The sequence below is a fragment of the Rhodococcus sp. NPDC056960 genome, assembly GCF_042674125.1.
Taxonomy (GTDB): Bacteria; Actinomycetota; Actinomycetes; order Mycobacteriales; family Mycobacteriaceae; genus Rhodococcus_F.
This window is the reverse complement of the sequence record NZ_JBHURF010000022.1, coordinates 18926-45620: the sequence shown is the minus strand read 5'-3', so window position 1 is coordinate 45620 and position 26695 is coordinate 18926. Positions and strand designations below refer to the sequence as shown.

The 26695-nt window shown below is 65.2% G+C and carries 22 protein-coding genes and 3 pseudogenes; 9 read left to right on the top strand and 16 right to left on the bottom strand.

The window, feature by feature from the left end; translation table 11 throughout:
• Nucleotides 1–722: 722 nt before the first annotated feature.
• Nucleotides 723–2702, bottom strand: coding sequence for a Na+/H+ antiporter (locus ACFTWF_RS30665; RefSeq protein WP_378464869.1), 1980 nt, complete (start codon nucleotides 2700–2702; stop codon nucleotides 723–725).
• Nucleotides 2703–3232: 530 nt separating this feature from the next.
• Entirely contained in the window at nucleotides 3233–3460 is a 228-nt protein-coding gene (locus ACFTWF_RS30660) for a hypothetical protein (protein WP_378464868.1), read from the bottom strand.
• Between ACFTWF_RS30660 and ygiD the strand changes: the two genes are divergently transcribed.
• On the top strand, nucleotides 3459–4304 hold the full coding sequence (ygiD, locus tag ACFTWF_RS30655) for a 4,5-DOPA dioxygenase extradiol (protein WP_378464980.1): 846 nt from the start codon (nucleotides 3459–3461) through the stop codon (nucleotides 4302–4304). The two genes, ACFTWF_RS30660 and ygiD, sit on opposite strands and share 2 nt — an antisense overlap.
• A gap of 321 nt (nucleotides 4305–4625) precedes the next feature.
• Here the strand turns inward: ygiD and ACFTWF_RS30650 are convergent, their stop codons facing one another.
• Entirely contained in the window at nucleotides 4626–5885 is a 1260-nt protein-coding gene (locus ACFTWF_RS30650) for a multidrug effflux MFS transporter (RefSeq protein ID WP_378464867.1), read from the bottom strand.
• Between the two features lie 65 nt (nucleotides 5886–5950).
• Here ACFTWF_RS30650 and ACFTWF_RS30645 point away from each other — a divergent pair, with 65 nt between their 5' ends.
• The 4 genes from ACFTWF_RS30645 to ACFTWF_RS30630 all read left to right on the top strand — a co-directional run bounded on the left by ACFTWF_RS30645 (nucleotide 5951) and on the right by ACFTWF_RS30630 (nucleotide 9962).
• Complete coding sequence (locus ACFTWF_RS30645) at nucleotides 5951–6409, top strand: MarR family winged helix-turn-helix transcriptional regulator (RefSeq protein ID WP_378464866.1); 459 nt, start codon at nucleotides 5951–5953, stop codon at nucleotides 6407–6409.
• Between the two features lie 413 nt (nucleotides 6410–6822).
• Nucleotides 6823–7395: an NADPH-dependent FMN reductase gene (locus tag ACFTWF_RS30640; RefSeq protein WP_378464865.1), complete on the top strand. Its 573-nt coding sequence runs from the start codon at nucleotides 6823–6825 to the stop codon at nucleotides 7393–7395.
• A 565-nt stretch (nucleotides 7396–7960) separates the two neighbouring features.
• The gene (locus ACFTWF_RS30635) at nucleotides 7961–8704 is read left to right on the top strand and encodes a trimeric intracellular cation channel family protein (protein ID WP_378464864.1); all 744 of its coding nucleotides are present in this window, start codon (nucleotides 7961–7963) and stop codon (nucleotides 8702–8704) included.
• A gap of 16 nt (nucleotides 8705–8720) precedes the next feature.
• Entirely contained in the window at nucleotides 8721–9962 is a 1242-nt protein-coding gene (locus ACFTWF_RS30630) for an amidohydrolase (protein ID WP_378464979.1), read from the top strand.
• A 348-nt stretch (nucleotides 9963–10310) separates the two neighbouring features.
• Here ACFTWF_RS30630 and ACFTWF_RS30625 read toward each other — a convergent pair whose 3' ends face one another.
• From ACFTWF_RS30625 to ACFTWF_RS30605, 5 genes and pseudogenes are all read right to left on the bottom strand, one after another.
• A complete protein-coding gene (locus tag ACFTWF_RS30625) occupies nucleotides 10311–12629 on the bottom strand; it encodes an ATP-binding protein (RefSeq protein WP_378464863.1) in 2319 nt (772 codons plus the stop codon).
• 1280 nt (nucleotides 12630–13909) lie between these two features.
• Nucleotides 13910–14329 (bottom strand): PIN domain-containing protein, encoded by a 420-nt coding sequence (locus tag ACFTWF_RS30620; protein WP_378464862.1) that lies wholly within the window; start codon nucleotides 14327–14329, stop codon nucleotides 13910–13912.
• Entirely contained in the window at nucleotides 14326–14553 is a 228-nt protein-coding gene (locus ACFTWF_RS30615; protein ID WP_378464861.1) for an Arc family DNA-binding protein, read from the bottom strand. The genes ACFTWF_RS30620 and ACFTWF_RS30615 overlap by 4 nt, the downstream gene beginning before the upstream one ends.
• 172 nt (nucleotides 14554–14725) lie before the next feature.
• Nucleotides 14726–14911 (bottom strand): annotated as a pseudogene (locus ACFTWF_RS30610) (hypothetical protein); the annotation flags it as partial.
• Between the two features lie 18 nt (nucleotides 14912–14929).
• Complete coding sequence (locus ACFTWF_RS30605) at nucleotides 14930–15331, bottom strand: SPW repeat protein (RefSeq protein ID WP_378464860.1); 402 nt, start codon at nucleotides 15329–15331, stop codon at nucleotides 14930–14932.
• 98 nt (nucleotides 15332–15429) lie between these two features.
• Between ACFTWF_RS30605 and ACFTWF_RS30600 the strand changes: the two genes are divergently transcribed.
• Both ACFTWF_RS30600 and ACFTWF_RS30595 read left to right on the top strand, forming a co-directional pair.
• Nucleotides 15430–16002 (top strand): TetR/AcrR family transcriptional regulator, encoded by a 573-nt coding sequence (locus tag ACFTWF_RS30600; protein WP_378464859.1) that lies wholly within the window; start codon nucleotides 15430–15432, stop codon nucleotides 16000–16002.
• Between the two features lie 55 nt (nucleotides 16003–16057).
• Complete coding sequence (locus ACFTWF_RS30595; RefSeq protein WP_378464858.1) at nucleotides 16058–16612, top strand: GNAT family N-acetyltransferase; 555 nt, start codon at nucleotides 16058–16060, stop codon at nucleotides 16610–16612.
• 600 nt (nucleotides 16613–17212) lie between these two features.
• On the opposite strand, the gene ACFTWF_RS30590 is transcribed toward ACFTWF_RS30595, so the two are convergent.
• Entirely contained in the window at nucleotides 17213–18373 is a 1161-nt protein-coding gene (locus ACFTWF_RS30590) for a serine hydrolase domain-containing protein (RefSeq protein WP_378464857.1), read from the bottom strand.
• A gap of 92 nt (nucleotides 18374–18465) precedes the next feature.
• Nucleotides 18466–20277: a flavin-containing monooxygenase gene (locus ACFTWF_RS30585; RefSeq protein WP_378464856.1), complete on the bottom strand. Its 1812-nt coding sequence runs from the start codon at nucleotides 20275–20277 to the stop codon at nucleotides 18466–18468.
• A 304-nt stretch (nucleotides 20278–20581) separates the two neighbouring features.
• On the opposite strand from ACFTWF_RS30585, the gene ACFTWF_RS30580 reads away from it, so the two are divergent.
• The gene (locus tag ACFTWF_RS30580) at nucleotides 20582–21418 is read left to right on the top strand and encodes a TetR/AcrR family transcriptional regulator (RefSeq protein WP_378464855.1); all 837 of its coding nucleotides are present in this window, start codon (nucleotides 20582–20584) and stop codon (nucleotides 21416–21418) included.
• A 249-nt stretch (nucleotides 21419–21667) separates the two neighbouring features.
• Here the strand turns inward: ACFTWF_RS30580 and ACFTWF_RS30575 are convergent.
• The 3 genes and pseudogenes from ACFTWF_RS30575 to gvpJ form a co-directional block, all read right to left on the bottom strand.
• A pseudogene (locus ACFTWF_RS30575) lies at nucleotides 21668–21799 on the bottom strand (cyclase); the annotation flags it as partial.
• A 470-nt stretch (nucleotides 21800–22269) separates the two neighbouring features.
• A pseudogene (locus ACFTWF_RS30570) lies at nucleotides 22270–22955 on the bottom strand (GvpL/GvpF family gas vesicle protein).
• Nucleotides 22952–23317: a gas vesicle protein GvpJ gene (gene gvpJ / locus ACFTWF_RS30565; RefSeq protein ID WP_378464854.1), complete on the bottom strand. Its 366-nt coding sequence runs from the start codon at nucleotides 23315–23317 to the stop codon at nucleotides 22952–22954. Before gvpJ ends, ACFTWF_RS30570 begins: the two are co-directional and overlap by 4 nt.
• Before the next feature lie 768 nt (nucleotides 23318–24085).
• On the opposite strand from gvpJ, the gene ACFTWF_RS30560 reads away from it, so the two are divergent.
• Complete coding sequence (locus ACFTWF_RS30560) at nucleotides 24086–24340, top strand: alkylmercury lyase (RefSeq protein ID WP_378464853.1); 255 nt, start codon at nucleotides 24086–24088, stop codon at nucleotides 24338–24340.
• A gap of 126 nt (nucleotides 24341–24466) precedes the next feature.
• Here ACFTWF_RS30560 and ACFTWF_RS30555 read toward each other — a convergent pair whose 3' ends face one another.
• The 3 genes from ACFTWF_RS30555 to ACFTWF_RS30545 form a co-directional block, all read right to left on the bottom strand.
• A complete protein-coding gene (locus tag ACFTWF_RS30555; RefSeq protein ID WP_378464852.1) occupies nucleotides 24467–24712 on the bottom strand; it encodes a DUF2630 family protein in 246 nt (81 codons plus the stop codon).
• Nucleotides 24713–24811: 99 nt separating this feature from the next.
• A complete protein-coding gene (locus ACFTWF_RS30550) occupies nucleotides 24812–25672 on the bottom strand; it encodes a cyclopropane mycolic acid synthase family methyltransferase (RefSeq protein ID WP_378464851.1) in 861 nt (286 codons plus the stop codon).
• A 76-nt stretch (nucleotides 25673–25748) separates the two neighbouring features.
• Complete coding sequence (locus tag ACFTWF_RS30545; RefSeq protein WP_378464850.1) at nucleotides 25749–26399, bottom strand: pyridoxamine 5'-phosphate oxidase family protein; 651 nt, start codon at nucleotides 26397–26399, stop codon at nucleotides 25749–25751.
• Nucleotides 26400–26695 lie beyond the last annotated feature (296 nt).

Below are 26695 nucleotides of genomic sequence, written 5' to 3'. Positions count from 1 at the left end.
GCGGTGCGATCAAGCCGCTCCGATATGACGGGAGCCCTTAATAGTCGACGACCTTCGACCGGTCGACTCACCGACATCGTTGTAAACACTCGGGGCCCCAGTGACCGACCTCGCCACCACCATGATAGTAAAACTTGTTGTCCGGGAACCTGATCGGGTCGACTTGCCGAAGTGGCTGAACAATTCGCCGAGCACACCGTCGTGACCGGCGTCCTCGGCCGAATCGAGCTGCCGGACGCCACCTCGGAGTACTCCAACGCGGGCAACGTCCGAGCCCACGCGCTCCTGTCTCCCGTCGACGCCGTCGCGCTGAAGTCTCAGATCGTCGAACTCGCCGAGATAACTGCAACTGCCCTCTCCGCCGGCGTCGGAATCCCCCTGTGCAGCGACGACCAACGACTTACTGCCGGAAAGGCCGTGGGTTCGTGCCCAGGCAACTTCGGCGGTGGTCGGCGTGGGTGCGTCGGCGCTGCCGGTCCGCATTTGGAAGCCGCGGCGTCCGGTGCTGCCGTCGTGTCGTCGGCGGCATTCCTGTCGTCGTCCATGTCCCCCTCGACGGCGCGTTCGGACTCTGAGGTCGGTGCTTCGGTCTTTCGCACCGTAAATACGTTCGCGGCCCGTCGCCTTTCACCTGACGTTCGCTGTGGCCGATGTGATGTATACGGTGTGAGTGCTCCCTGTTGTTCACCGGCGGAGGCATCGAGGCCGAACCCACGGTTCGCTCATCGCGGACCCGCTGACGGCCCCAGGGCGTACTCCTCGTGATCGAGTTCGCGTTCGAGGATTCGCAGACTCGTATCGGGTAGTCGGCCGGCATCGCGCCAGCGCAGCAATTCTTCGCGCTGGACGTCGATGACCAGATGCCGTGCACTCAGGGCCGACTCCAACGCCGGCGGCAGCACGATCGTGCCGTCCCCGGAATCCTGTAGTGCCGCGAGCCGACGTCGGTAGCGGGCGGCGCGTTGGTCCAACCTCGCTCGCAAAGCGCTGGTGACTCCCGGCTCGAGTCCCTCGTCGTGAGCGATCTGGTCCAGTCCCGCGAGCGCCGCACCCACTGATGCGGCGCGCGCCTCGTTCCGCAGCCGCGCCTCGTCGGCGGCGTCGGCCTGCAAGCCCATCGCCCGGACCAGCGGGCCGAACGTCATTCCCTGACCCACCAACGTCACGAGCACGACCACAAAGGCACCGAACTGCAGCAGATCGCGGCCCGGGAACGGCGCTCCCGTCGACGTGACGAGGGGCAGGGAAAAGATGGCGGCGAGTGTGATGACGCCGCGGGTGCCGGCCCAGCTGAGTACCAACACTTCTTCGCCACTCAAGCGTCGACTGTCGTTGGCGCCTTCCGCACCCAGGCGCATGTGCAGTCGTCGCGGTAGGTATTCGGTCAACGTCAGCCACAGCGGCCGGAGCAGCAGAACGATTCCTACGCTCACCACTGACGCGGCGACGATCGTGCCGGTCGAGTAGGCATCGAGTCCGCTCAAGATCGTCGGCAGCTGCTCACCGATCAACAGGAACACGAACCCTTCGAGCAAGAAGTCGACCAGCCGCCAGACCGCACCGGTCTGCAGGCGGCTGGCACCCGATACCGCGCGCGGTGTGTCATGCCCCACGAGCAGACCAGCCACCACCACGGCCAGCACTCCTGAGGAGTGCAACTGCTCACCCAGCAGGTACGCAGCAAAAGGAGTTGCCAACGAAATAGTGTTGAGCATCAGCGGTTCTCGTACCACCGCGCGCACCATCCGGACGGTGAACGCCACGACCGCCCCCACAGCAACTCCGCCGATCCCCGCCAGCAGAAACAGAGCACCGGCACGACCGAGCGAGAAACCGCCGCTGGTCGCAGCGGCAACGGCCACACTGAAGACCGTCAGTGCAGTTGCGTCGTTGAGCAGGCCTTCGCCCTCGACCAGGGTAATAATCTTCGGGTGCAACCCAGCCCGCCTGCCCACCGCGAGTGCAGCCACCGGATCTGGCGGAGCAACGGCAGCGCCGAACGCGATACCGGCAGCGAGGCTCACACTAGGTATCAGCAGATCGATTCCCAGACCCACCAGCACCGCGGTGGCAATTATCAACGCCACCGACAAACTGAACACGGAGCGAAGATTCTTACCGATAGCGAGCAGTGACGAATTCAGTGCTGCGCTGTAGAGCAGCGGAGGAATGACGAAGGTCAGAATCACCTCCGGATCGAGCTCGATACCGGGTATCGGCAACGCCGCACCCGCAAGTCCTGCAAGTGTCAGGAGTGCCGCAGCAGGTAACCCCGTTTTATCGGCAATGAGATGGACGGTGACGATCACAGCAGTCGCCAACAGAACGAACGCGAGAATGCCCAGCATTGCGGTTCTACCCTTGACCTTGCACGGAGCTGTCAATTGTTCCGGCCCACAGATATTTAGCCATACCTTGATTCTGTCAGGCGGGCCGACGAGCGCCTGTGACGATTCGGAGTCGGCGTTGCTGATCGGTCGTCGCCAGATCGCACGTGCAGACGGCACCTCCGTAACGGCTGGAGCGGCTTGTTTTGGATTACTACCGAGTCGTCGGCAGAATCGTGCGATATCTACATTCGAGAATCTGACCGGGGTTTTCTGCCCCTTCATGTTCGAGGTTGGGGCGGATCCGAAGCGGGACCGCGCGAATATGCAGCGCGGGTGGCATTCGGAGGAATCGAGCGCGACGCCGTATTTCACGGTCTCCGAATGGACAAGGCTGTGCGCGCTCCGGAGATCTGGATGTCAACGGCGACATATTTCTACTTCTGGAGGTCGCCGATCTCGTCGCCCGCACGGGGCTTGCGGGAATCCCGCACCTGCCGGCACCGCTGAGGCGGGGGTTTGAGGTTCCACAAGCGTTGTCGGAGGAGGCTACGGCGTACTGAAGAGTGCGCGGTGAATCTCCTCACCGGTATTCCGCTCGGGTCCAGGAAGGGGGATTGAGGGGTCGGGTGCGTTCTCGTATGGGATTGCTGTTCGCACAGTCGGCCTAAGCCCTGCCCGATGCCGAGGTCGGTACCCTCGGGCTCGCCGTGGTCGGTCGAGCAAGATAATCGCCGGTGTGACGTCGCTGGGATCCCGAGTCGGTGCGCCGTCTCCACCGCGCTGGCTATCTCCACCCCGAGGCGTACCCTTCACCCAGGGGTGATTGCGCGCCGAGGGAATCCTCTGAGTGGTACGACATTACGATGTGCCGGGCCCGGTCAGCCAGTTCATCGCACACTGTTTCAGGAATAGTGGGACCGGTTGGCCCCGCCGACTTCGACCGTGAGTACTTTCACCGGCACCGTGCGAGCGCGGTCTGTGCAACGAAAGACCACGCCGAGACGGCCGCGTGCACGTATGATCGCGCCATCCTCTCTTCCTGCCGACACCACCATTACGTGCGCACCGAACCCCACCAGGAAGGCCACGATCGTGAGTGCAGAGACTACCGGAGATTCGATGTCGGTCATGCCGGCCGCGTTCATCGGCCACGGCAACCCGATGAACGCGTTGGACGCCAATCGTTACACCGCAGCATGGAAGGCATTCGGGAGTGCGGTACCCCGCCCCCGCGCTATCCTGGTCGTCAGCGCGCACTGGTACATCAACGCGACCGCCGTCACCGCTATGCCACGCCCGCGAACCATTCACGACTTCTACGGTTTCCCCGACGAACTGTTCGACGTGCAATACCCCGCACCCGGACTGCCCGAACTGGCCACCGAGATCAGCGACGTCGTCCACCCCACCTGGGTGGGCGCCGACGTCGACAGCTGGGGCATCGACCACGGCACCTGGTCCGTACTCGTGCACGCCTTCCCCGATGCCACCATCCCCGTCGTGCAGCTGAGCATCAACGCCGACAAACCCCTGGACTACCACCTCGAACTCGGCGCCAAACTGACCCCACTGCGCGAGCGCGGTGTCCTCGTCGTGGCCAGCGGCAACGTCGTGCACAACCTGCGGAGCATGAACTGGAGACTCGCCGACGACGGATACGACTGGGCCCAGCGCTTCAACGAAGACGCCAAAGCCGCCATGCTGACCGACCCCACCGAATTCGCCTCACTCGACGCCCACCGCGACTTCACCAGGGCCGTACCGACTCCGGACCATTTCATTCCCGCCCTCTACCTCGCGGGGCTGGCAGGCGCGTCCGCGCACCCTGGCATCGAAGTCCTGGTCGATGGCTACGCATACGGATCCCTCTCGATGACCGCGTATACCCTCGGGCTCTCCTGCCCGACCACCCCCGGACCCCCCGGATCATCCCTGCCACCGGGCAAATTCCCCCCAGACTCGTCGAACATTTGACTCCCACCCCAGACCCCAACGGGCCGGACCGCGCTCGGGGCGTGAGCCACGTCGCGGCGAACCCCCACCGTCGCCGCCTTGATCGCCGCCACGCCAGCACCCACCCGGTACTCGTGGGCCCCGACGGCCGCCCAGGCCCTCGACACCAGCACCGGGCCACCGTCGACACCACTCGCTCGCCTCTACTTCGCTGAAACGGGCCACGCACCGTTCTTCTGACGGGGCCGTGCGTACATTCCCCGAGGGGAGTGCACGCTCCGCCGCGGTGGAGCTACTTCTATTCAGCGACAGCATATTCCACGTATGGACTGTTGAACCCGGCTATACGGTGGATTCTGCAGAACGACTCCCGGCGAGAACCAGCGCGACTGCGGCGACAGCGGCGCTGATGATCATGGTCACGGCCATCGGCGCGGCAGTATGCTCACCCCCCACGCCGACGATCGGGGAGACGAGGGCTGCGAAACCGTACTGGAGGGCGCCTAGAACCGCGGAGCCGGTGCCAACTGCGTTGCGGGCTTCACCGATCGCCAACGTGGTCGCGTTGGCGATGACCAGACCCAGGCTCGCGACCGTGCACCACAGCACGACGAGCGTCACCCACAGCACGGGTCCGATCAGCGCGTTGATGAGCATCACCGCAGAGAAGATCACGAGGAGGGCTACGCCGAGGCGCAAGAGCTTGCGTTCATCGATGCGTTCGACGAGTTTGGCGTTGATTCCGCTGACCACAACGAGACCGACGGCGTTGCAAGTGAAGGCAACCGTGTACCACGTCGTGGACAGGCCGTGCACGTTCTGCAGCACGAACGGCGACGCGGAGATGTAGGCGAACATTACCGCGAAACTGAACGCGTAGGCCAAGGTGAACCCGAGGTAGCGCCGGTTGCCAAGCACGTCACGGGCGTCGCGGGCCAGAGCGGGAAAGCCGCCGCTGGTTCGGCGCTCGCGCGGGTGGCTCTCGGGCACCCACGCGAGCACCCCGAGGAAGGTCACCGCGGCAATCGCGCCGAGCACGCAAAAGACTCCACGCCAGCCGATGAATCCGATCAGAGTGCCACCCAATAGCGGTGCAATGACCGGTGCGACTGCATTGATGACGATCAGCAGGCTGAACATCTTCGCGGCAGTCTTGCCGTGGGCGCGGTCGGAGATGACGGCGCGGCTGAGCACGATGCCGGCGGCACCGGTAAATCCCTGAACGAAGCGGAAGACCGTCAGCAGTTCGATCGACGGCGCCCAGGCACACGCGCCGGTAGCCAGAACGCACACGAGGGTGCCGGCCAACAGGAGCCGGCGGCGACCGAAGCGGTCCGACATCGGCCCGAAAATCAGTTGGCCGACCGCCAGACCGATCAGGAATGCCGTCAGGGTCAGCTGGATCGCCGAGGCGCTCGTACCGAACTCGACGGCCATAGCCGGGAATGCCGGTAGATACATGTCGATGCCCAGAGGTGCGAGCGCAGCCAGCGCCGCGAGCATGGTGATCAGAGTTCCCGGCAGCACCGACCCGGACCGCGGCGCCTGCGCCGGCACGTCGTCCCGGAGCGGCTGCGCGGCGCTAACTGCGTTCAGATCCACAGCGTCCTCACAAACGGGAGTTTAGATATATTTTTATATGTATACACATAGGTATGATGTCATCTATGCCCCCCGAAAATCCACCCGAGTCCGGTGATGTACGCGACATCGCCGAGCACGTCCAGACCGTCGTATGGTCGCTGCGACGATTCGGTGAACGGCAGTCCGGCCTGACCCTGATCCCTCACTCCGAACTCGAGGTGCTGCGCTTGATCGATGCGCGGCCGGGTAGCACAATCTCCGAGATCGCCCGCGCTCTCGAATTGCAGAGCAGCAACGTGAGCACCACCGTGCGGCGCCTCGTCGAGCGCGAACTCGTTGAGCGCGTGAGCGACCCGCAGGACCGCCGGTCACACCGGCTCCACCCGACCCCCTTAGCGCTGAAGTACAGGAAGATGATCGACGAGGCGTGGATCGTGGGCGTCCGCCACGAACTGAGCCGAATGAGTCCGGACGAGGCCGCGCTGCTCATCGAGGCGGCGCCGCTGTTCCGGCGATTCGCGTCTATGGCCACCGACACGTAACGCGCTCCGCCTGCGCCGGCAACGCCCCGAACACCAGTTCGTCACGAACAATCGGACCGAGAACTCGGATCATCCGACACCATGACGGGAGCGCCGGATGAAGCGATTGGGGCAGCCCCGTTTGTGGTTTCACCTCCCCGGGCAGGCGCACTGTTCCCGTCCGCGTTCTCCGGCATCACGGGGAACCCGCTACCCACCGCCACGGGCCCACGGCCGAAGACTTCCCCTGACCCGTCCGATCGGAAAACAGGCGGAGAGGAAGGGGATGCGTCCATGATCCCGTTGGCATCCGGCGGACAAAGGTTTCTCCCGCGGTGGGTCTTCCTGGTTCGGGCGAAATCGGGAAATCCCGGCGAAGCGGAGTGCCGAATGGGGAGGATGGAGCTATTCGTCCCCATGTGAAGGGATCACCGGTGAGCAAATACACGGTCGGCTACATCGTTGGCAGCCTGTCCTCCACCTCGATCAACCGGATTCTCGCCACGGCCTTGATCCACCTCGCCCCGAACGACCTGACGTTTATCGAGATCCCCATCCGGGATCTTCCGCTCTACAGTCAGGACTACGACGCGAACTACCCGCCCGAGGGGCGGGCCCTGAAGGAAGCGATCGCCGCGGTCGACGCGATCCTGTTCGTCAGCCCCGAATTCAACCGATCTATCCCGGGAGCATTGAAGAACGCGATCGACTGGGCGTCACGACCGTGGGGGCAAAATTCCTTCGATCACCTACCCGCAGCCGTCATCGGCGCCTCCCCCGGCGCGATCGGCACAGCGGTAGGCCAGCAAAGCCTTCGCGCGGTGTTGAGTTTCGTCAACGCCCGGCAGATGACCGCCCCCGAGGCATACATCACGTTCAAACCGGAAATCTACGGTGCCGACGGCTCGGTATCCGACGAGTCCACCGCACAGTTCCTACGCGCCTTCATACGCGAGTTCCGTGACCACATCGAACGCGTGCTCACGGTCCTGCCGCGCACACGCTGACCCCCCGACGGGTAAACGGCGTACCGCGACGGGTCCATCGATTTGCTTGACCGTGATTGATCCGCGACTTGGACGAAATATCAGATACGCCCTGCCAGGGCACATGCCTTCCTCACAGTCAGCGGAGAGTGATCGATCGTCGAGGTCCACCGGCGGCGATCACTAACACCCGCAGTCGCAGTCTTTGAGTTCTGAGGAGAAGCCCTCGACCGGCGGGTCACCGGTCTCGCCGGCGACCCCACATGACGGGCGATCTCGACGCAACGACCAGCGGAATCGAACCCGAGAAAAGACTGCCGCACCCGATCCGTCGACGAATGCCGGACTTTGTACTGTCTCTGGCGCGCGCCGAGGCTTGTTCCGATCGCGGTCCCGCTGGTCGTCGGCGTTTGCGGAAACTCCCGACAGGTGTTGTGAGTACCGCCTATCCGTGACAGCGTGGCCGTTGTTGCACACGGTGCTGCGGCCGTGCTCCGCCACCTCCTACCCTGGAGATGGGCCCACGTGGACCAATCGCATTCGGTGGCGAATCCAGCAGCCGGGTCGACGAGCCCCACGGGAGCTGATGCGAGTGGCGATTGCCGTAACGGTGACCGACGCCTTCCGCGCGGTGGACCTGACGGGGGTGTTCGCCAACGCGGTACTGGGCGGCGTCATCGCCCGCCACGAGAAACTGGACCCGGTCGGGTTCGCCGTTCTCGCCGTCCTATCCGGCCTCGGCGGCGGGATGATCCGCGACACCCTGCTGCAACACGGCACCCCGATAGCCCTCACCGACTACGCCTATCTGACCACCGCCCTCACCGCGGCCGCGCTGACGTTCCTGGTCCGAGTCGAGGGACAGGTATGGAATCGGGTGTGGCCGTTCCTCGATGCGGTCGCGCTGGGTTGCTGGGCCGCGACCGGCGCCCAGAAAACCCTCGCGGTGGGCCTCGGCTGGCTGCCCGCCCTGCTGCTGGGCACGATCACCGCGGTCGGCGGCGGCGCGGTCCGGGACGTGGTGCTCCGACACATCCCCGGCATCTTCGGCGGCAACACCCTGTACGCCACCTGCGCGCTCGCCGCCAGCGGGGTGCTGGTCATCCTGACGTACCAGGGCCACCCCACAGTGGGTCTGCTGGCGGCCACCGGGGCCGGGACCGTGCTGTGCCTGCTGGCCCGGTGGCGCCGCTGGATCCTCCCGGACGCGGACGCCTGGTCCCAGGCCACCGTCATGCCCAGCCGCCCCCGGTGGTCGCGGCGACCGGGCCGCCGAACCAACCACAACCACAACCACGACGACGGAGAAGGTAGTCACCATGAGCGCTGACACACCGGCCACACACATACTCACGGGCCTGGACGACATCCGCGGCTGGCAGGAAGACTTCTACCGGACCCTGCACCGGAATCCGGAACTCTCCCACCAGGAGCACACCACCGCCGCCGCGGTGGCAGAGCGACTGCGCGAGTGCGGATACGAGGTTCACGAGAAGATCGGCGGCACCGGCGTAGTCGGGATCCTCCGCCACGGAGACGGACCGACCGTCCTGCTGCGCGCCGACATCGACGCACTTCCCGTCAAGGAAGACACCGCCCTCCCCTACGCCAGCACCCGCACCACCACCGACCCCCACGGCACCGAGGTCCCCGTGATGCACGCCTGCGGACACGACGTGCACACCGCCTGCCTGCTCGGCGCCGCGGCCCTGCTCGCCGACGGGCGGAACCACTGGTCCGGCCGCGTGGTCGCCCTGTTCCAGCCCGCCGAGGAAGTTGGCGACGGCGCCCGCCGGATGATCGACGACGGCCTCGCCGGGATCGTCGGAAACGTCGACGTCGCACTCGCCCAGCACGTGTTGCCCTTCCCCTCCGGACAGGTCGGGACACGGCCCGGCCCGGTACTCGCGGCGGCCGAAAGCATGCGGATCACCGTCCACGGCCGCGGCGGACACGGCTCCATGCCCCAAGCCACCGTCGACCCCGTCGTGCTCGCCGCGATGATCGTCCTCCGACTGCAGACCATCGTCGCCCGCGAGATCGCACCCGCCGACCCCGCGGTGCTGACCGTCGGCAGCATCACCTCCGGCACCAAGAGCAACGTCATCGACGACCACGCCGTCCTACAACTGAACGTGCGCACCTACAGCGACCGGACCCGAACCGCCATCCTCGACGCCATCCGCCGCATCGTCACCGCCGAATGCCAGGCCTCCGGGTCACCCAAGGATCCCGACTTCGACGTCTTCGACCACTTCCCCGCCACCGACAACGACCCGGCCACCACCGCGCGGGTCCGCGCCGCATTCGACGACCACTTCGGCGGCGACCGCACCTTCGACCTCCCCCTGCAGACCGCGAGCGAGGACTTCAGCGACATCCCCACCGCCCTCGGCGCCCCCTACACCTACTGGGGCATCGGCGGCATCGACCCCGACACCTACCGCAACGCCGAAAAAGCCGGACGCGTCGACGACGACATCCCCGTCAACCACTCCCCCCACTTCGCACCCGTCATCCAACCCACCCTCGACACCGGAACCCAGACCCTCACCACCGCCGCACTCGCCTGGCTCGCCCCGTCCTAACCACCACAACCGCTCCCATCCCGCGGAACGTCCACCACCATCGTTTCGAATCGCGCCCGCTGGGGCGGACGAGTGCCGGAGTACCGGCGCTACATCCAATCGAATACATTGCATTACAACATCTTTAAAAAGGTGATTACCCGTGACAGCTCTTGTCGAGCCGCTGGGCCCGCATCGCAAGACGGTCCCTGGTTCGACAGCTGCCGCTACCGGCTCGAGCCTGCTCCCGCCTCCGCCAGAAGGTCGAAGTAGGAAGAGAACTCGGGCCCGCGACAACGTGGCGTCGCATCTGACATCTGACATACCGCGGATAGCACCGCGGTGTGGGTGTGGGCGGACCGCGGCAGGTCAGGGCTGATCGTTTCGGGACTGCCCGACGACCCAGGCGGCAATCTGTGCACGAGAGGTGAACCCGAGCTTCGCGAGCACATGCTCGACGTGTCCCTGCGCGGTGCGCGGCGAAATCACCAGCCGGTCGGCGATTGCCCCGTTCGTCAGGCCCTGGGCGACCAGGTCGGCCACCTGCCGCTCGCGTCGAGTCAGGCTGGTCGCGGCATCGCCCCGGGGCAGCGGAGCAGTCCGGGGTTCCTCGTCGAGGGCGAAGGCGAGGGCGTCGGCGAAGCTCAGGGCCTTCCCGTGGCGGAACTGCGCCTCGAACGCGCGCTCACCGAGCGCCCGGCGCGTCCGCTGCTCACATTCGTCGTGGTGGTGTCGCAGGTGGGGGACGGTGACGGTGGGGTTTCCGATGGCCTGCGACAGTGCCTCGGCGGCGCCCAGCAGCACGGCGGATCGCCGCGCTTGCTGTTCGCGTGCCGCGATCCAGGCCAGGGCGTCCAGACACAGGGCCGAGCTGAGCGGGACATTCGAGCGGCGGGACAGGCGCAGGCTTTGCTCGAACAGCCCGGACGCCCGCCGGGGTTCGTCCTGCCACACCACCAGCCCGAGTGCCCACAGCGAGTATGCGCGTTGCACCGATTCGCCGTGGAGTTCGGTGATCGCGAGGACCTCCTCGATCTGCGAGATCGCCCGCGGCGTATCCCCGCGGAGCGCGGTGGCCAGACCGAGCGCGGTCAGGCCTTCGACCTCCCGGCGGAGGTCACCTACCGTACGGAACACTGCGACAGCGGCGTCAAGGGAGGTGACCGAGCGGTCCAGGTCGCCCCGGTGCAGCGCCACGAGCCCGTCCGCGTGGGCGACGAGCGCACGTGTGGTGCCCTCTCCCACCGCCTCGGCGAGCACCCGGCCCTCCTCGACCAGAGCCGTCGCCGTTCGTAGGTCGCCCTGCACCCCGGCCAACACACTGTCGGCGCACAGGGCATCGACCCGGTGCACCGAAGGCGCACCGGTGTGGTGAGCCAGCACGCGATCCAACCAGTACCGGCCTTCACCGGACATTCCGCGGGCGAGCACGAACAGATTCAGGGCAGCCACCAGCCGCAGACCGTGCTCCGACTCGCCGTGCTCGGTCAGGCAGAACCGCAGAGCCTCACGCAGATTCTGGTGTTCGCGCTCGAGGCGGGCGATCCACTCCAATTGGTTCGGGCCGATCCACTCCGTATCCGCCCGCAGCACCAGTTGCTCGTACCAGTCGCGGTGCCGCCGCCGCAGGGCCGCGGACTCACCGGTGTCCTGCAGCTTTTCCCGCCCGTACTCCCGCAGGGTCTCGAGCATCCGGTACCGCACCGCGGTGCTCGGCTCCTCCCGGATCAGGATCGACTTGTCCACCAGCGAGGTCATCACGTCGAGCAGGGTCTCGGGCTCGGGGTCTCCGGCGCAGATCGTTTCGGCGGCGTCGAGCTCGAAGCCACCGGCAAACACCGACAGCCGTGCCCACAGCCGCGCCTCCTCCGGCTCGCACAGGTCATAGCTCCAGTCCACGGACAGGCGCAGCGTCTGCTGCCGCGTCGGGACCCCTCGACGGCCCCCGGCCAGCAGCCGATACCGGTCACTGAGCCGATCGAGGATGTCCGTGGCAGACATCGCCCGCAGCCGCGCAGCCGCCAACTCGATCGGTAAAGGCAGTCCGTCGAGGTGCTGACAGATCCGGGTGACCGTGACCCGGTTGTCCTCGGTGAGCTCGAATTCGGGTACCGCGGCGACCGCTCTCTGCACGAACAGGGCCACCGCGTCATAACTGGGCAGCCCCCGCAGCGGCAGTGGCCGGCTCGGCACCGACAACGGTGGTACCCGCAGCACCGCTTCCCCGCCGATGCCCAGCGGCTCCCGGCTCGTCGCCAGGACGTGCAGTTCGGGGCAGCTCCGCAGCAAGGTCTGGGTCAGCGTCGCGGCCGCCTCCACCAGGTGCTCGCAATTGTCCAGAACCAGCAGCAACCGCCGATCGGCGAGGTATTCCGTCAGCACCTCCAGCGGCGCGCGGGCGGACTCCTCCCGCAACCCCAGGACCGCGGCAACGGTATCCACCACCAGGTCTGTGTCCCGGAGTTCGCCCAACTCGACCAGCCATACCCCGTCATCGAACGCGCGCCGCGAATCCGCGGCCACCCGCAGTGCGAGTCGGGTCTTACCGACACCACCGATACCGGTCAGCGTCACCAGGCGGGCGACGGAGAGCAGCCGCTTGACCTCGGTCAGCTCACGGCGACGACCGACGAAACTGGTCAGCTCCACGGGCAGGTTCCCGACCTTGCCCCGAACGGCAGGCGTCATCAGCGGTAGCTCTCAACTCTCCCACTTCCTCTGATCACGGTACGCCCACAGCCCGCCCGAAACGCCCACGAACAGGTGTCCGATCCCGACGGGCTGCGCGGTCGTGACCGCTGCGGCCGGCAGCGCCTGCCTCTCCCGGCATACGGTCAGTCCGAACTCAGCTTGCACGGCACTGTCATGCATATCAAGAGTTTCAGTGGTGCAGTGGATTTGAGCGCGGGAGGCAGGTAGCAACTTGGGGCTGTCAGGCTGGGCTAGCCTTTGTACGACACCCTTGGGGTGGTCACGACACGGATCCCGCCAGCCGCCCACCCAGCTCGCCAACGTGACAGTGCCCTCTTGGTCCCCTCGGCGATGCTCCCGACGTGAGGCCCGCGGGCCTCTGCCTGTGCGGATTCCCTGTGAATGCACGCTTCAGTCGCGAGTGCGGCACCAGTCTGGGCGAAACGGCCTGAGTCCCGGAGGCGTGGCGACCGAGACTGCTAACGAACTCTGCGGCCTGGCAACGGCGGCGGATAGACGTCTGCGAGATGTCGCGCGACCTCGGAGTCGCATCCAACCTCGTCGATTATCTGCCAAAGCTTCTCGATAAACCGGCGGTTCCCCATTCCGAATCTTATGAAGGTCTCCTCTTCCGGAGGCCCGCCGAAAGGCATTCAGGTCCAGGCGAACCGGAAGTAGTCGTCCACTTCTTTGCTTGGACGGTGCAGCGCCTTCCTACTTGGCTGGGCGTCCTTCCTCCGATCTCGCCATCGCCGGTACCTCCGTAGCTCCGTTTCGATGTCCGCTGGATCGACGTTGCTCGTCCCAGCATTGGATTGCCAAGCTTTATGCTCGTATCCTTTCCCCAGACCCCACGCTATCCAACACCCGTATTGCGACGCTCGGTGAGCGCGGCCCTCGACATTGCTTGCCGGACGCAGTTCGTCGACCTCTACTGCGTCCAACGCCGCACCCTCGCTGAGATCGCCGCGATGATCGGAGTCAGCAGGAAGTCGGCAGGCCGGCTGGCACGACACCACGGCATCACAGCCCGGTCCGGTCGGCCCTCGGTCGATCCCGAATGGTTCCACGACCAGTACGTCCATCAGCGGCGAACACTGCGGGGAACTCGGACACGAGACGGGCCGCAGCGTGCCGCAAATGAGCCGGATCGCGAAGCGGTACGACATCCCGACTCGACCACCGAGCCAGGCCTGCCGCCCCGACCAGCTCCCCGAGTCCCGGTAAGCTCATCCGAGTTTTCGCCCGGTCGAGAGACTTTCACCGAAGTCGGGCCGTCATGGAATCCGTTCCCACGGGTTGACGCAGCGGACACCGAGCGGGTCGAAGTGCTTGGTGTTGCGCGTCGCCACGGTCATCTCGGCAGCCTGAGCGACGGCGGCGATGAGAGCATCGTCGAACGGCGCATGCTCGAGCGCCCGGTGGGTCGCCAGCACCCGCGCGGCCGGAAGATCGAACGGCAACACACGGTCGGCGAAGGCCGGCAGAACCCGCTCCTCGAACCACCGGCGCAGGACCACTCCCTGCTCCGGGTCGGATCGCTCCTTGGCCACCACTCCCCGCTCGATCTCGGCAATGGTCGTGGCCGTCACGAACTGGTCCGCCACCGGCACCGACGCCGCCCAGGCCTCCACCGACCGGTTACGTCCCCGAACACGCAGCGCGGACACCACGTCGGTGTCCAGGACGTACTTCATAACTGGGCGGTTCGGGCGGTCACGCCGAGGCGTTCGGGCTCGAACTCGATGTCGGCACCCTCATCCGTGCTCAACAAGTCGACGAGCGCGACCGGCTCCCGCTCGAGGGCCTCACCGAGAATCTCACGCACCTCCGCCTCGACCGACCGGTGATGCTGCTCAGCGCGCGCCCGCAGGGCCGCTTTGGTTCCCGCGGGAAGATTGCGAATCAGGATCTGTTCCACCGTGACCACCTCCGATATCATACCAACGATATCATCCGAGGGCGTCGGTGGACGGTGGCTCGGAATGGGCGATTGCGTGTCACCGGTCGTGAGCGTCGCAGACGAGCCTGGGAGCAGTGGTCCATCCGTGACCTTCGAGCCGGGTCAGGGCCACCGCCGACCCCGTCCAGGTCCAGTCGATGTGGACGGAGTCGATGTGGTCGAAGTGGAATCCAAACCGGTCTCGCTATACCCGGCGAAGTCCTTGTTCTCCGGGTAGCCCAAACGCGGCGTGCCGTTCGAGGAGGGCAACAATCCGGGCGTGCTCATCGTTCGCCAGTGCCGCGGCCAGTTCGCGGGACTCGGCACCGGCGAAGGGGTGTCGGAGTTCGCGATCCTAGTGGGCGCGGATCTTCCGGGCGCGCATTTCGTACGTCGACTGGTTCTGTTCTCTCGTGATCGCGGTGACGTTGGCCGACTCGTCGTGGGTGTACGCGAAGGCGGCGAGGCCCATGATCACCGCGCCGGCTACCCACGCAGTCCATGCGGCGCCATCCCCGGCGAACTGCCCCAGCCACGGCGAAATGAACAACGCCAGTCCCACCACGGTCAGGGACCAGTGGTCTTTGGTGGGATCGCGGGCCACCAGCGACCACAAGGCGTAGAGCGATGCGATGGCTCCGAAGCCCAGCGTGAATCCCGCACCCGCCGCCGTGGTCCCGGACCAGAACGAAGCCGACATCGTGACAAGGCCCAGGATCAGCGCCAGGGCGCCGGTCCATCGAGTTGACGTGGTCATAGCACTCCTTCACTAGATACGCTACATGTAGTGTAGCTACAATCAGTGTAGCGTTTCCGCCGGAACCAAAGTCGGGGGCGACGACGAAAGAAGGGGCGATGATGTCGCGTAGTCAACAGGCTTCACCGGAGCAGCGAATTGCGAGCGCCGTTCTGGACCTACTACGCAGCAGTGGCCCCAAGGCGGTGACGATCGAGGCTGTGGCCACTCGCACCGGCATGGCCCGCACGACGATCTACCGTCGCTTTCGCGATCGAGACGAGATGCTGACCGCAGCAATGGCGCCGATCACCCAGCCCAGACCTCCCGGCCCGGACGCGCCGCCGACTCAGGTGCTGCGATGGGTGGTCGAGCAGTCGCTGAGTTCGATCGAGGACGGGATCGGCTTCGGAGGCATGGCGGCGCTCGTCACCGAGGACGAACCATGGTTCACGGAGTTGATGCGTTCCCTGTTGGTGCAGCACCGGAACACCTTGGCGCACGTTCTGCATCAGCACATCACAAGCGGGCAGATACGTGGCGACCTCGACGTGGAGACCTTCCTCGACTGCATCGTGGGGGCGTACTTCACCGAACGAGCCCGCAGCGGCAAAGTCGAGTCGGACTGGATCGAACGCGTGATACGCACTCTGCTTCCGGCGTTCGCACAGCCGCAGACCCTCGGGGCCTGATGTCCGGCGTCCCCATTGATGCGAAACGATCAGCCTGGCCGAATCGGGAGAAGAGATGTTCGACAGTACCGGAGAACTCCACATCCAGTCCCTGACCTCGACGATGGGCAGGTGTTCCGCCGCGCCGCGACGCGTCGCGGAACTGATCAACGGCGTCTATGCCCTAGCAGAAGAAGGGATGTGGAATCACGGGGCTACCCGGACCGCGGCGGCGGAGATCACCGAATTGGCAGAGGCCGACCAGATCTTCGTGGCCCAGTCGGAGGATCGGATCGTCGGGTGTGTTCGCGTTACGCAACGTGCCGGCCGCGTCGCCGAGTTCGGCATGCTCGCCGCCGACCCGCAATTACGCGGTGTCGGGATCGGCCGCGCCCTGGTGCAATTCGCCGAGAACCGTGCTGCGGATACCGGCAATCACATCATGGCGCTGGAAGTAATTCAGCCGCGCAATTTTTCGCTTCCGTCGAAGGAATTTCTGACCGGGTGGTACACCCGAATGGGCTATCGTCCCGTGCGTATCGACGCACCCGCCGACGTGTATCCGGCTCTGACGCCGCAATTAAAGGTCCCCTGCGTCGTGGTCACTTACCGTAAAACCCTTCGTGCGTGACCTGTCGGTCACTGCCAACTCGAGGTCGCGTGGACAATCCGATAATCACATAAGCCTCATCCACAACACGCGACCTGGTGAATCGCGGAGGTCGAACCGGCGAAATCGCCCTCGGAATTCCCAAGTTGACAGTGCCAGCGGGCCGGCATGCCGAGCGTTACAGGCGTGCGGTGATTTTCGGACATCGGCCGGGTTCCATTGCGACCGCCGTTCCCGCATCAGCTTGTGAAAATGACTTTCTTGTAGTCGAATCCGGGACTGACTTGCATAACCAAGGCGAACTTCCGGATGCGCGCGACCGCGTGAGCCGGTCCGCTCGCTGAGATAGAAACGCCGCCCGTGCTGGCGGGTCCATGGAAAGGGGCTCTTTCTTTCGTTCGACTGGAGTGGGCCACACGGTGACGTTGACGGTTGCGGTGCCGGGCTGCGATCGACAACCCGACCATTTGTCGTGCCACGAGACACCGGAAAGCGTCGAATTCCGTGGGGTCGATCGAGTTTGGGCAGCAACAGATTCCAGGGCGCTGACGCTTCTCGCAGGCCGTCGCCTGAGCACGAATACTCGGGTGGTCGCCTGGTCACTGACGTCCAGCCCCCGCGTCATACTGTGACTCCCTCGCTGATGGCGTCGTAAGTGGCCCGCAGGTACTTCTCACTGCGAGCCGAGCCGATGATTCCGGGCCCCATCTTGTTCATCACGTAGGTGAATGTCATTCGTCGGTCGAGGTCCATAACTGTCATCGATCCACCCCACCCACCCCAGAAGCAGATTCGACCGTCCGGGATGCTGGGCATGGTGCCGGGGCGCGGCAGCGCATAGCCGATGCCTCGCCGAAACGGCACACCGAGAACGAGGTCGACGTCGTTGTTCTGCTCGTCGAAGATCGTGTCGATCGTTTTTCTGTTGAGTAGGCGAACGCCGTTGCTCTCACCATCTAGCGCGAGAGTCGAGAGGATCCGCGCGAGCGAGCGTGCGTTGCCGTGACCGTTGAGGGCTCCCATGTCGGCGTGCCGCCACCCGGGGGTGTTGGCGGCGTTCGCGTCGGCTACCGGTCCCGTCATCGTCTTTACCATGACGCTGTCGGGATCTAGTGATGCGAGGTCGATGTCGAAGGGCGGCGGAGCGATGACCTCGGCGATACGGCTCCAATCATTCTCGCGGGCGCCGATCTGGAAGTCGGCACCGAGCGGACCAGCGATATTTGTGGTGACGAACTCCTTGAAGCGCTGTCCTGTGATGCGGCGGATGATTTCGCCGAGGAGATGTCCCTGGTTGTTTGCGTGGTAGCCGGCGGCTGAACCCGCCGGCCACCACGGTTCCTGCTGCGCCAGCAGCGTCGTCGACTTGTCCCAGTCGTACATGTCCTCGAGGACGAAGGGTTGCTCCCAGCCCGACACACCTGACGTGTGCGAGAGGATGTGCCGGACCTCGATGTCGTCTTTGCCGTTGGCGGCGAACTCGGGCCAGTATCGCGCGACGGGTGCACCCAAGTTCAACTCGCCGGCATCGATGAGCATCAGTGCCGCCAACGCCAGTATCGATTTCGTGCTCGACCAGACGTTGACGATGGTGTCCTGGGTCCACGGCGTAGACCGAGCCGGGTCGCGGAACCCTCCCCAGATATCGACGCGCGTCTCTCCGTCGATGTCGATGACGAGGGAGGCGCCGAGTTCCTCCCCGGAGGAGACATTCTGTTCGAAAGCTTGACGAAGGGCGTCGAAACGGTCGTCGCAAAATCCGCCGATGATCGGTTCATCCATAATGTTGTCCTCAGCATGAATTGGTGTGGTGGTGTCATGCCGGTCGTCAACCCTTCGACTGACGACCGGCACGTGCTGACGGGTACGTGCCGTCAGTGGAAGATGAGGCCGTCGAAGCTGTCTGCGGCAAGCCAGTCCTCCATCATGCGGAAGAATGCCGCCGAGCCTGCCGGGTAGCCCACATTGAGCCGATCCCTCAATTCGGCGGGCTTGCCTTCGTTGTTGTAGTAGCCAGGAGTGCATTCGGGATTGCCGAGGGGTCGACCGTGGTCGAGTAAAAGTTGCACCCACGCCTGCTCGGCTTCCTTCGTCGTCTCGACGCTGGACATGCCGGTGCTCAGTACGTGATCGACTATTGCTGCAACCACTCGGGCGGCTTCGACGAAATTGTGGGGAATGTTCGATCCGAGGGCTGCTCCCTGCATCAACTGGAGCACGAATAGGTTGGGGAAACCGTGGGTGTGCATGCCGTGCAGGGTTCGGGTGCCCTCCGCCCAATGCTCTGACAGCTTGATCCCGTTGCGTCCCGTCGCGTCGAATCCTGCGCGGTCGGTGTAGTCCTTACCGAGGAATTCGAATCCGGAGGCATAGATGATGCAGTCGACTTCATATTCCACGCCGGCGACGACCACGGCGTTTTCGGTGATGCGCTCCACCCCTTTGCCATCGGTATCGACGAGGTGTGTGTTGGGCTGATTGAACGCGGGCAGGTAATCGTCATGGAAGCACGGGCGCTTGCACATCTGACGGAACCAGGCCTTGAGCTGCGCGGCGGTGGCGGGATCGGTGACGATTTCGTCGACGCGGGCACGGATGCGTTCCATCTGCCCGTCGTCGGCGTCCTCGAGTACCCGTTGCACGTTTTCCGGCGAGTAGTGCTCGAGCGGGACGGTTTTGACGGCCGCACGCATCCGCTTGCCGAGCGCGGTCCACCCGTCATGGACGAGGTCCTCGTGTTCGGTCGCCAACTCGCTCGGATCGCTGAGCACGCCGTCCCAGACGGCGGTGAAACTGTCCAACCAACGCTGTTGCCAGCCGGGTGTGGCGACCTCCGCGAACCAGTTCGGATCGATCGGGTGATTTCCCCGCTCATCGACCGCCGAGGGCGTGCGTTGCACGACGTACAGGTCCGCACAATACTTCGCCAGCTCGGGCACACATTGCACTGCAGTAGCGCCGGTTCCGATCACCGCGACCCGTTTGTCCGCCAACCCCTCCATCGGGGCACCAAGCGCGTCACCGCCGGTGTAGTCGTAGTCCCACCGGCTGGTGTGGAACGACTTGCCGCGGAACGCTTCGATCCCAGCGATTCCCGGGAGTTGCGCCACATGGAGCGGGCCGGTGCCCGTGCCCACGAACTGGGCGGTGAAGTGGTCACCCCGGTTCGTCGAGATCTGCCAGCGCTGGTCCCGTTCCAGCCAGATGAGATCGGTGACCTCGGTGTGGAACAGCGCATCATCGTAGAGACCGAAGTGCTTGCCGATTCGCTGGCAATGCTCGAGGATCTCGGGACCGTGCGCGTACTTCTCGGTAGGCATGTAGCCGGTTTCCTCGAGCAACGGCATGTACACCATGGCCGCGGTGTCACACATCGCACCCGGATACCTGTTCCAGTACCAGACGCCGCCGAAGTCCCCGGCCTTGTCGATGACACGGACGCTCTCGACTCCGGATTCCCGAAGTCGCGCAGCGGTGACCAGGCCAGAGAAGCCGCCCCCGATGAACGCGAACGTCACATGGTCGAGCTTCGGTGCCCGTGGCGTGACTGGCATGTACGGGTCGTGTGACCGGCCGTCGACGCGATCGAGTCGAATGTACTGATCACTACCGTCCGACCGGATCCGCTTGTCACGTTCATCCGCGTACTTCCTGCGGAGCGCCTCGCGGTCAATGCTTGTTGTCATCAGGGGACCTTTCACAGTCTCGAATCCTCGCCACCGAGTTTTCATGGCGCGTGGCGCGTCGCTGCCACGCCCTCCCGGTGATCGAGTTCAGGGCTAATCGCGATTTCTGCGGTGGCCGCCTCCGTCCGGCCACTCGCCGTAAGTAAGTATTTACTTTCACTCTTTGTGTGTCAAGGGTCACAGCCTCGAACCCCGGTGCGGCCGATCGGTTTCCCCTGGTACCAAGGGAATCGGGAGCCCCGTCCGCGGTGAGCTGCCGACACCAACCCCTCCCCCCGGTGAGGATGCCGCGCCCCCGCTTCCCGTGGAACAGAGCAAGCGCCCCGCTCGAGACACCCGTCTGGAATCGATAGAGCCCTCGATCCCGCTAGTCTGGGACTATGGAGTATTTGCTTACTACCGTCGTCGCCTCGCCGCGATGAGTAAACCTCTGCACCGGCGCGCAGCACCGCCATCGCCTTCCAGTACGCAATCGCGACTTACCGCGGATGAGCGCCGACTGCAGATCATCGAGTCGGCACGTCAGGTCTTCCAGCGCACCGGTCTCGCGGGTGCCCGAACCCGTGACATCGCCGCCGCAGCTGGTGTGAACGAGTCGCTGTTGTACCGCCACTTCAGGTCGAAGGAGGAGTTGTTCGAGGCCGCAGTCGCAGCACCTCTGGAAGAGGCGGTGGGCAAACTGGTTGAGCTTTCAGGAACGCCGCCCGTCGAGTTCGACAGCACCGGCGACCTCATGTATGAGAGAACGTATCGGTTCGTGCTCGACCTGATGTCCGCCATGGACGAAATCGGTCCGCTGCTGGGGATCATGCTCTTCGGGCAGGCCGACCATGCCGCCGAGTACTTCCAGGAGCGTATCGAACCATCGCTGCAGCAGATCCGTAAGGTGGTCGACGCGAATATGGTCGCGTGGTCGCATCGGGAGTTCGATTCCGACCTGACGGTGCGACTCACGCTGGGAATGACCTGGTTTCTCTCGATCTCGGACAAGCTGAGCGGCCAGCGGCGGGACCCGTCCGCGACTGCAAGCAGCATCACGAAGATGCTCCTGGAAGGGTTGGCTTCCCCGCAGGGCAGCGGAACCGCAACGCGTCCGCGCGTCCGCAAATCGGCTCCACGAAAGCGGCCGGACAACCGCTGAACGCCTACCCACTGTCGGTGTCGGCGTCCTGCCCGCCTGCGGTGACACCTCCGATCGGGTGCACAGAGCGCCGCACCTTCGCCGAGCAGATCAACGGTGTGACCATGCGATACAAATGGTGTGAAAGCACTGATTCCGGCTACACACCCAGAACGCGCCCTCTTCCCAACATCCAGACTTTCTCGATGTACTCACACCCTTGGGTATCGCCGGCGGCAAACTGCTCCAGGATCAGGATGCCGATCGCGCGTTGTAGGCCAGTTGAACCGGGACCCCGACATCGATCGATTCGACGATGTTGGTGAGCTTGAGTTTCTTGCCCTTGCCATTGCCACTGCCGCCGCCGGTGATCTTGTCCTTGAGGTCGGATGCCTTCTCCTTTATGGCGGACCGTCTCGCCGAGCTTGGCGACCTCCGGTGAGTCCGCGAGCAGCTTGCGGCACTCGTTGAGAAGACCCAACGCTCCGCCGGAGGATAATTGTCTGGAAGCCCCACCGGCGGCCAGCATCAACGCCGACTTCATCTTCTTCGTGCGGCCCAGCAATGTATGCCGCACCGACGGCCAACGCCATCTGACACTTGCTTGTCATCGCCCAACCCCTTCGTCGAGTGAAAGGGCGCCGGCGGCGGTCTGTGATCGGATCGTGCCCGGTCGGGGGCGCATTCAGCCGACTTCCCCAGGTCGGTGATGCTCAATCGTTCACCGAACACATTCCCCAGCGTGCAGGCACAGATCCAGCCGACGCAGACCACCGCCTGATGTCGACCGTGGTTCTGCGGCGGTCGGGGCTCGGTCACCGTAGAGCCCCGCGGCCGGGCGGCACCCCCGCCGGACCGGCCGTGGCGCCGACCTATTTCGAAGTGACGACGAAATCGCAGGGCGCCATCGGGCCGAGGATCTGCAGGGTGACCCGGTTATCCCAGCGTTCGGCCAGCTCTCCCAAGGCCTGTTCGAGTTCGTCCTGCCGATCGACCTCGAGGAGGACCGCGATCTGGACGGCGTCCTCGTCGTGGGTGGGTTCGCGGACGGTGACGGTGTCGGTCAGCGGCGCCAGGGCATCGAGGGTGGTGCGGGTGTCCGCGTCACGGGTGGCCTCGAGGATGTGGCCGATGATCTCGCGGAGAACGGTCTCCTCGACGTAGCGACCCTTCACCAAATACTGGGCACAGCCCTCGAGGGCGTCGAGGGCGGAGGAGAAATCGTCCTGGTGGTCGGCGAGGAGTTCGTTGATCACCGCGTCGCGGTCGGTCACCACGGCCCAAAACGCAACGGCAGCACCGGGGCGACGTGCGAGGTGCCGTCGAGGACGTGGGCGTGGGCCTGCAGGTCCTTGGGGGTGCCGAGTCGTTGATCCGGGTCGATCTCGCTGACCGACGCCGCGATGCCGCCGTGTTCGACGGCCTCGATCGGTGCGTCGTGGATGCCGGTGGCGTCGTCTTCGGGTCGCACGTCCACGGGCACGATGCCGTACACGTAGATCACGGTCGCTGCCGCAGCAGCCGACTCGGCGTCGTCGATGTCGTCGTCGGAGGTCACTTTCGCCTGCGCCTGGGTGCAGGTTCACGTTCGCTGCCGGATCCACCGAGAAGCTCACCGAGCGTCTCCCCGACACCCTCGAGTACGCCCTTGGTCTTGGATTTCGTGCCGCCGCTGCCTTTGACGTCGGAGACGAGGTCGGTCAGGCCCTTCGGTTCGCTGCCGATCGCGAGCCGGTTCGCCGCCTCGGCGAACCGAAGGTAGGTGTCCACGCTGGCGACCACCACACGGGCGTCGATGGTCAGCAGTTCGATCCCGACCAACGACACCCGCACATAGGCGTCGATGACCAGGCCCTTGTCCAAGATGGTGTCGATGACGTCGGCCAGACTGCTCGAACTCGGGCCACCTGCCGTGGTCATCGCGGCTCTCCCTTCGCTACCACCCGTACCCGGAGCTCCGCGTGCCGGCGGGGTCCCGTCCGGCTAACGGACTACCCGAAACGAAGCAAAGTCAATCGGCCAACAATCGGAAGGGACTGGAAAATTCGGTGCGGGCACCCGCCGCTAGACGATCCAACCGGTCGGGCTGCTCCGGGTGCCGGGCACCAGCAATGTGTGAGCGCGAGTTTCCGCGGACCCGGGGTAGTTCCCCGACATGACACGAACCCACCCCTGCGCGCGGTCAGGCACCGAGAGTCCCGGTGCGGAAGGGGCGGAAGATCAACCACACCGCCGCGGCCGCGAATCGTGTGCTGCCTGCGGCGGTGGCACTGCGTGCCAACGATGCGGTAGGCCGAACACCCAGCGGAGAAAACCAGACTCACGCTACCCGCGCACGTCCGCACCACCGGTGACCGAACGCCCCCGAGTGCACCGCGGATCGTGGTGACGGAAGCCACCGGGTTCATCGGATCGGCGGTCACGCCGATGCTGGCATCCTCGGGAATGGCGAGTGCTGGCCTCACCCGTGGTCCTGGCGCCAGCTCGTGGATCGCGCTGCCGCTGACCGCGTCGCCGTTCGGCGGCGACCCGATCCGACCGGGACATGGCCCGCATGGTCGGGTACCACGTCGGTGGTTGGGCACCTCCGCTTCGGTGCGGCGCCGGGCGTCCTGCTGCTCGTCGTCCGTGTCGGTCGGGCTGACCAGTTGTCCGGCACTCCTCGCGTCGTAAGATTGCCGAGACACCATGCAGATAGAACTCCTGTCCGTCCCGGGATGCCCGAACGTCGCAGTCGTGCGGGCCTTGCTGTACGACTGCCTCGAAGAACTCGGCCTCGGCACCGACATCACCGAACACGTGGGCGACTGCACGTCTCCGACCGTTCTGCTCGACGGCGTCGACGTCACCGGTAGGGCACCGGGATGCGGCGCATCCTGCCGCATCGACCTGCCCACCCGCGCCGATCTCCGCGTCGCGCTCGCCGCCGGGCGCCGGGACTGAAACCGCCGAGAGCACCCGAATATCGCGGCGCGCACGCGGGATGCGGCTCGTGGACCCGCGGCTGCGGACGGTTGCGCCGGCCATGGGATGGCGGTTTCGCGCACCGGGGCAGACCGGTGGCCGGGGTCATCGCAGGTGGTCCTCGATGTCCGGGAGCGGACGGCCCCGCAGGCTGTCGGGATCGATCCCGGCATGCCGTGCCGCGTGCCGTCGGCGAAGTAGATCCCAACACCGGTCCAATGCGGTGTCGAGTTGCCGGATCTTGCGTTGTTCCTCGTCCGGGGACAGCTCGCCGGCTTGCAGCCGGGAGCGGAGCTCGCGCTCTTGCGCGACCAGTGCCCCGATACGGCCGAGCAACTGCTGACGGTTCATACCCACTCCCAACCGTGCTCCGGCACCTGCCCGGCCCCCGCTCCGACGACGGTGCCGGGCGGAGGACGCGTTCGACGGCACCGCGGGTACACGATCGGCCTAGTTGATCAGGGTGTATTGCAGGACGTCGATGAGGCGGCGCCGGAAGTTCTCGGCGCAGCCGGTGAGGTACCTGATGTACCGCTGGTACACCTGTTCCGAGGAGAGCCGGACCGCGTCCCCGTGGCGGGCGGAGAGCGCCTGGGCCCAGCAGTCCAGGGTGCGCGCGTAATGCGGCTGCAGCGACTGGATGTTCTGCACCCAGAAACCGTGCCGTTGGGCCCGGGTAATGACCAGGTCCCGTTCCGGGAGCTGACCGCCGGGAAAGATCTCCCGCAGGATGAAGCGGAGGAACAGGGAGTCGTCGCGGGTGACCGCGACGCCCATGGTGTCCAACAGCTCACGCGAGTGCCCGACGATGGTGTGCAGCAGCATCCGGCCGTCGTCGGGCAGGATGTCGTGGGCGCGTGCGAAGAACGCGTCGTACCGCTGGCGACGGAAATGCTCGAACGCACCGATGCTGACGATCCGATCCACGCTCTCGTCGAAGTCCTCCCAGCCCTGCAGCCGCACCTGCGCGGTCCGCGAAATCGGCATTCGGGAGAGCTGCTCGCGAACGTACTCGTGCTGGTTACGGCTCAGGGTCAGGCCGATGACGTTCACGTCGTACTCCTCGATGGCCCGCATCATCGTCGCACCCCACCCGCAGCCGACGTCGAGCAGCGTCATTCCCGGGCGCAGATCCAACTTGCCCAGGGACAGATCGATCTTGGCCAGTTGCGCTTGCTCGAGGGTCATGTCCTCGCGTGCGAAGTAGGCGCAGCTGTAGGTGTGGGTGGGGTCGAGGAACAGGTGGAAGAACTCGTCCGAGAGGTCGTAGTGGGATTGCACGTTCTCGTAGAACGGTGTCAGTTTCGGCATTAGGGACCCCACTGTCCGTGACGAATTCGGGTGCGACGCTCATTTTCGTGTTCTCGCGTATGCCCTCGGTCCTCTCCTACCGATGACACCTGCGTTCGGCGGCGACCCCGAAGTAATCTCCGCCCTTGCGTCGCTGGTCGTCGGTGCCCCAATCACGGGCCCGGGGAACGGGCACCATCTGCGGTAGATGCTTGCGGCAATGGATATAGGCCTCTTCGACCTTGACCACGACCCAGCCCCGAGCGGCGCGCCCGCTCACCCCCTCGATCGGCAGGTCCGGCTCCGTGCACCGGAGCTCGTCGTCGGTGACGATCCGTGCCATTCCGTTGACGTGGAGGCCGATCAGGTCGGTAACGAAGTCGGCCATGAACATGCCGATGTGCGGATTTTCGACGATGTTACCCAGGCTGGCCATCACCCCGTTGCCTTGATATTCGGGATATCCGAGCCGATCGGCGGAGAAGACGTGGATGAAGCCGGGCGGCCCGGCCCGCAACGACACGTCACAGGTCCCGTCCGCTGCCGCCGTCCCGACGAACAGCAGTTCCATCCTGCCGATGAATTCGATCATCGTCGGGTTGAGGACTGCGCACATTTGGTGGGCGTAGAAGCGTTCCGCGCGGAACCCGGTGCCCCACTCGTCCTGCAGGAATTGTTCACCGCGGATGCCCGTCGGCGGGGTGTCGGCCTTGGGCTCCCCGAGCGCGGTCCGGTCGGCGCTCAACATCTTCGTCTCCCCTGGTTGTTCGAGAAACGTGGTGGTGTGCTCACCCCTCAGCTTCCGTCCGGGGCCCGGCCAGGAACAGGCACCCTAGGGTGAAGAATCGTCACCCTGAACACCACCACTCGCCACCGGTGGAGCACAGACTACTTGCGCGGGCCGGGCGGCATCGGCAGAGCTCACGCGAATCGGCGCCGAGAACGGCGGCTTCGGGGTCGCGCCGATCTCATAATCCGGTGGCCGTGCCGGCATCGAATCGCTCGGAACAGGTTGGGGAGCATCGTCGCTGTCCCGTTGTGGGC

What these genes read in the sequence shown, in the direction of transcription:
- ACFTWF_RS30560 (WP_378464853.1), top strand. Translation starts at nt 24,086, where the DNA reads ATGCAGATAGAACTCCTGTCCGTCCCGGGATGCCCGAACGTCGCAGTC.
- ACFTWF_RS30620 (WP_378464862.1), bottom strand. Translation starts at nt 14,329, where the DNA reads ATGAAGTACGTCCTGGACACCGACGTGGTGTCCGCGCTGCGTGTTCGG.
- ACFTWF_RS30660 (WP_378464868.1), bottom strand. Translation starts at nt 3,460, where the DNA reads ATGACCGACATCGAATCTCCGGTAGTCTCTGCACTCACGATCGTGGCC.
- ACFTWF_RS30645 (WP_378464866.1), top strand. Translation starts at nt 5,951, where the DNA reads ATGCCCCCCGAAAATCCACCCGAGTCCGGTGATGTACGCGACATCGCC.
- gvpJ (WP_378464854.1), bottom strand. Translation starts at nt 23,317, where the DNA reads ATGACCACGGCAGGTGGCCCGAGTTCGAGCAGTCTGGCCGACGTCATC.
- ygiD (WP_378464980.1), top strand. Translation starts at nt 3,459, where the DNA reads ATGCCGGCCGCGTTCATCGGCCACGGCAACCCGATGAACGCGTTGGAC.
- ACFTWF_RS30600 (WP_378464859.1), top strand. Translation starts at nt 15,430, where the DNA reads ATGATGTCGCGTAGTCAACAGGCTTCACCGGAGCAGCGAATTGCGAGC.
- ACFTWF_RS30625 (WP_378464863.1), bottom strand. Translation starts at nt 12,629, where the DNA reads ATGACGCCTGCCGTTCGGGGCAAGGTCGGGAACCTGCCCGTGGAGCTG.
- ACFTWF_RS30555 (WP_378464852.1), bottom strand. Translation starts at nt 24,712, where the DNA reads ATGAACCGTCAGCAGTTGCTCGGCCGTATCGGGGCACTGGTCGCGCAA.
- ACFTWF_RS30635 (WP_378464864.1), top strand. Translation starts at nt 7,961, where the DNA reads ATGCGAGTGGCGATTGCCGTAACGGTGACCGACGCCTTCCGCGCGGTG.
- ACFTWF_RS30595 (WP_378464858.1), top strand. Translation starts at nt 16,058, where the DNA reads ATGTTCGACAGTACCGGAGAACTCCACATCCAGTCCCTGACCTCGACG.
- ACFTWF_RS30545 (WP_378464850.1), bottom strand. Translation starts at nt 26,399, where the DNA reads ATGTTGAGCGCCGACCGGACCGCGCTCGGGGAGCCCAAGGCCGACACC.
- ACFTWF_RS30585 (WP_378464856.1), bottom strand. Translation starts at nt 20,277, where the DNA reads ATGACAACAAGCATTGACCGCGAGGCGCTCCGCAGGAAGTACGCGGAT.
- ACFTWF_RS30605 (WP_378464860.1), bottom strand. Translation starts at nt 15,331, where the DNA reads ATGACCACGTCAACTCGATGGACCGGCGCCCTGGCGCTGATCCTGGGC.
- ACFTWF_RS30590 (WP_378464857.1), bottom strand. Translation starts at nt 18,373, where the DNA reads ATGGATGAACCGATCATCGGCGGATTTTGCGACGACCGTTTCGACGCC.
- ACFTWF_RS30550 (WP_378464851.1), bottom strand. Translation starts at nt 25,672, where the DNA reads ATGCCGAAACTGACACCGTTCTACGAGAACGTGCAATCCCACTACGAC.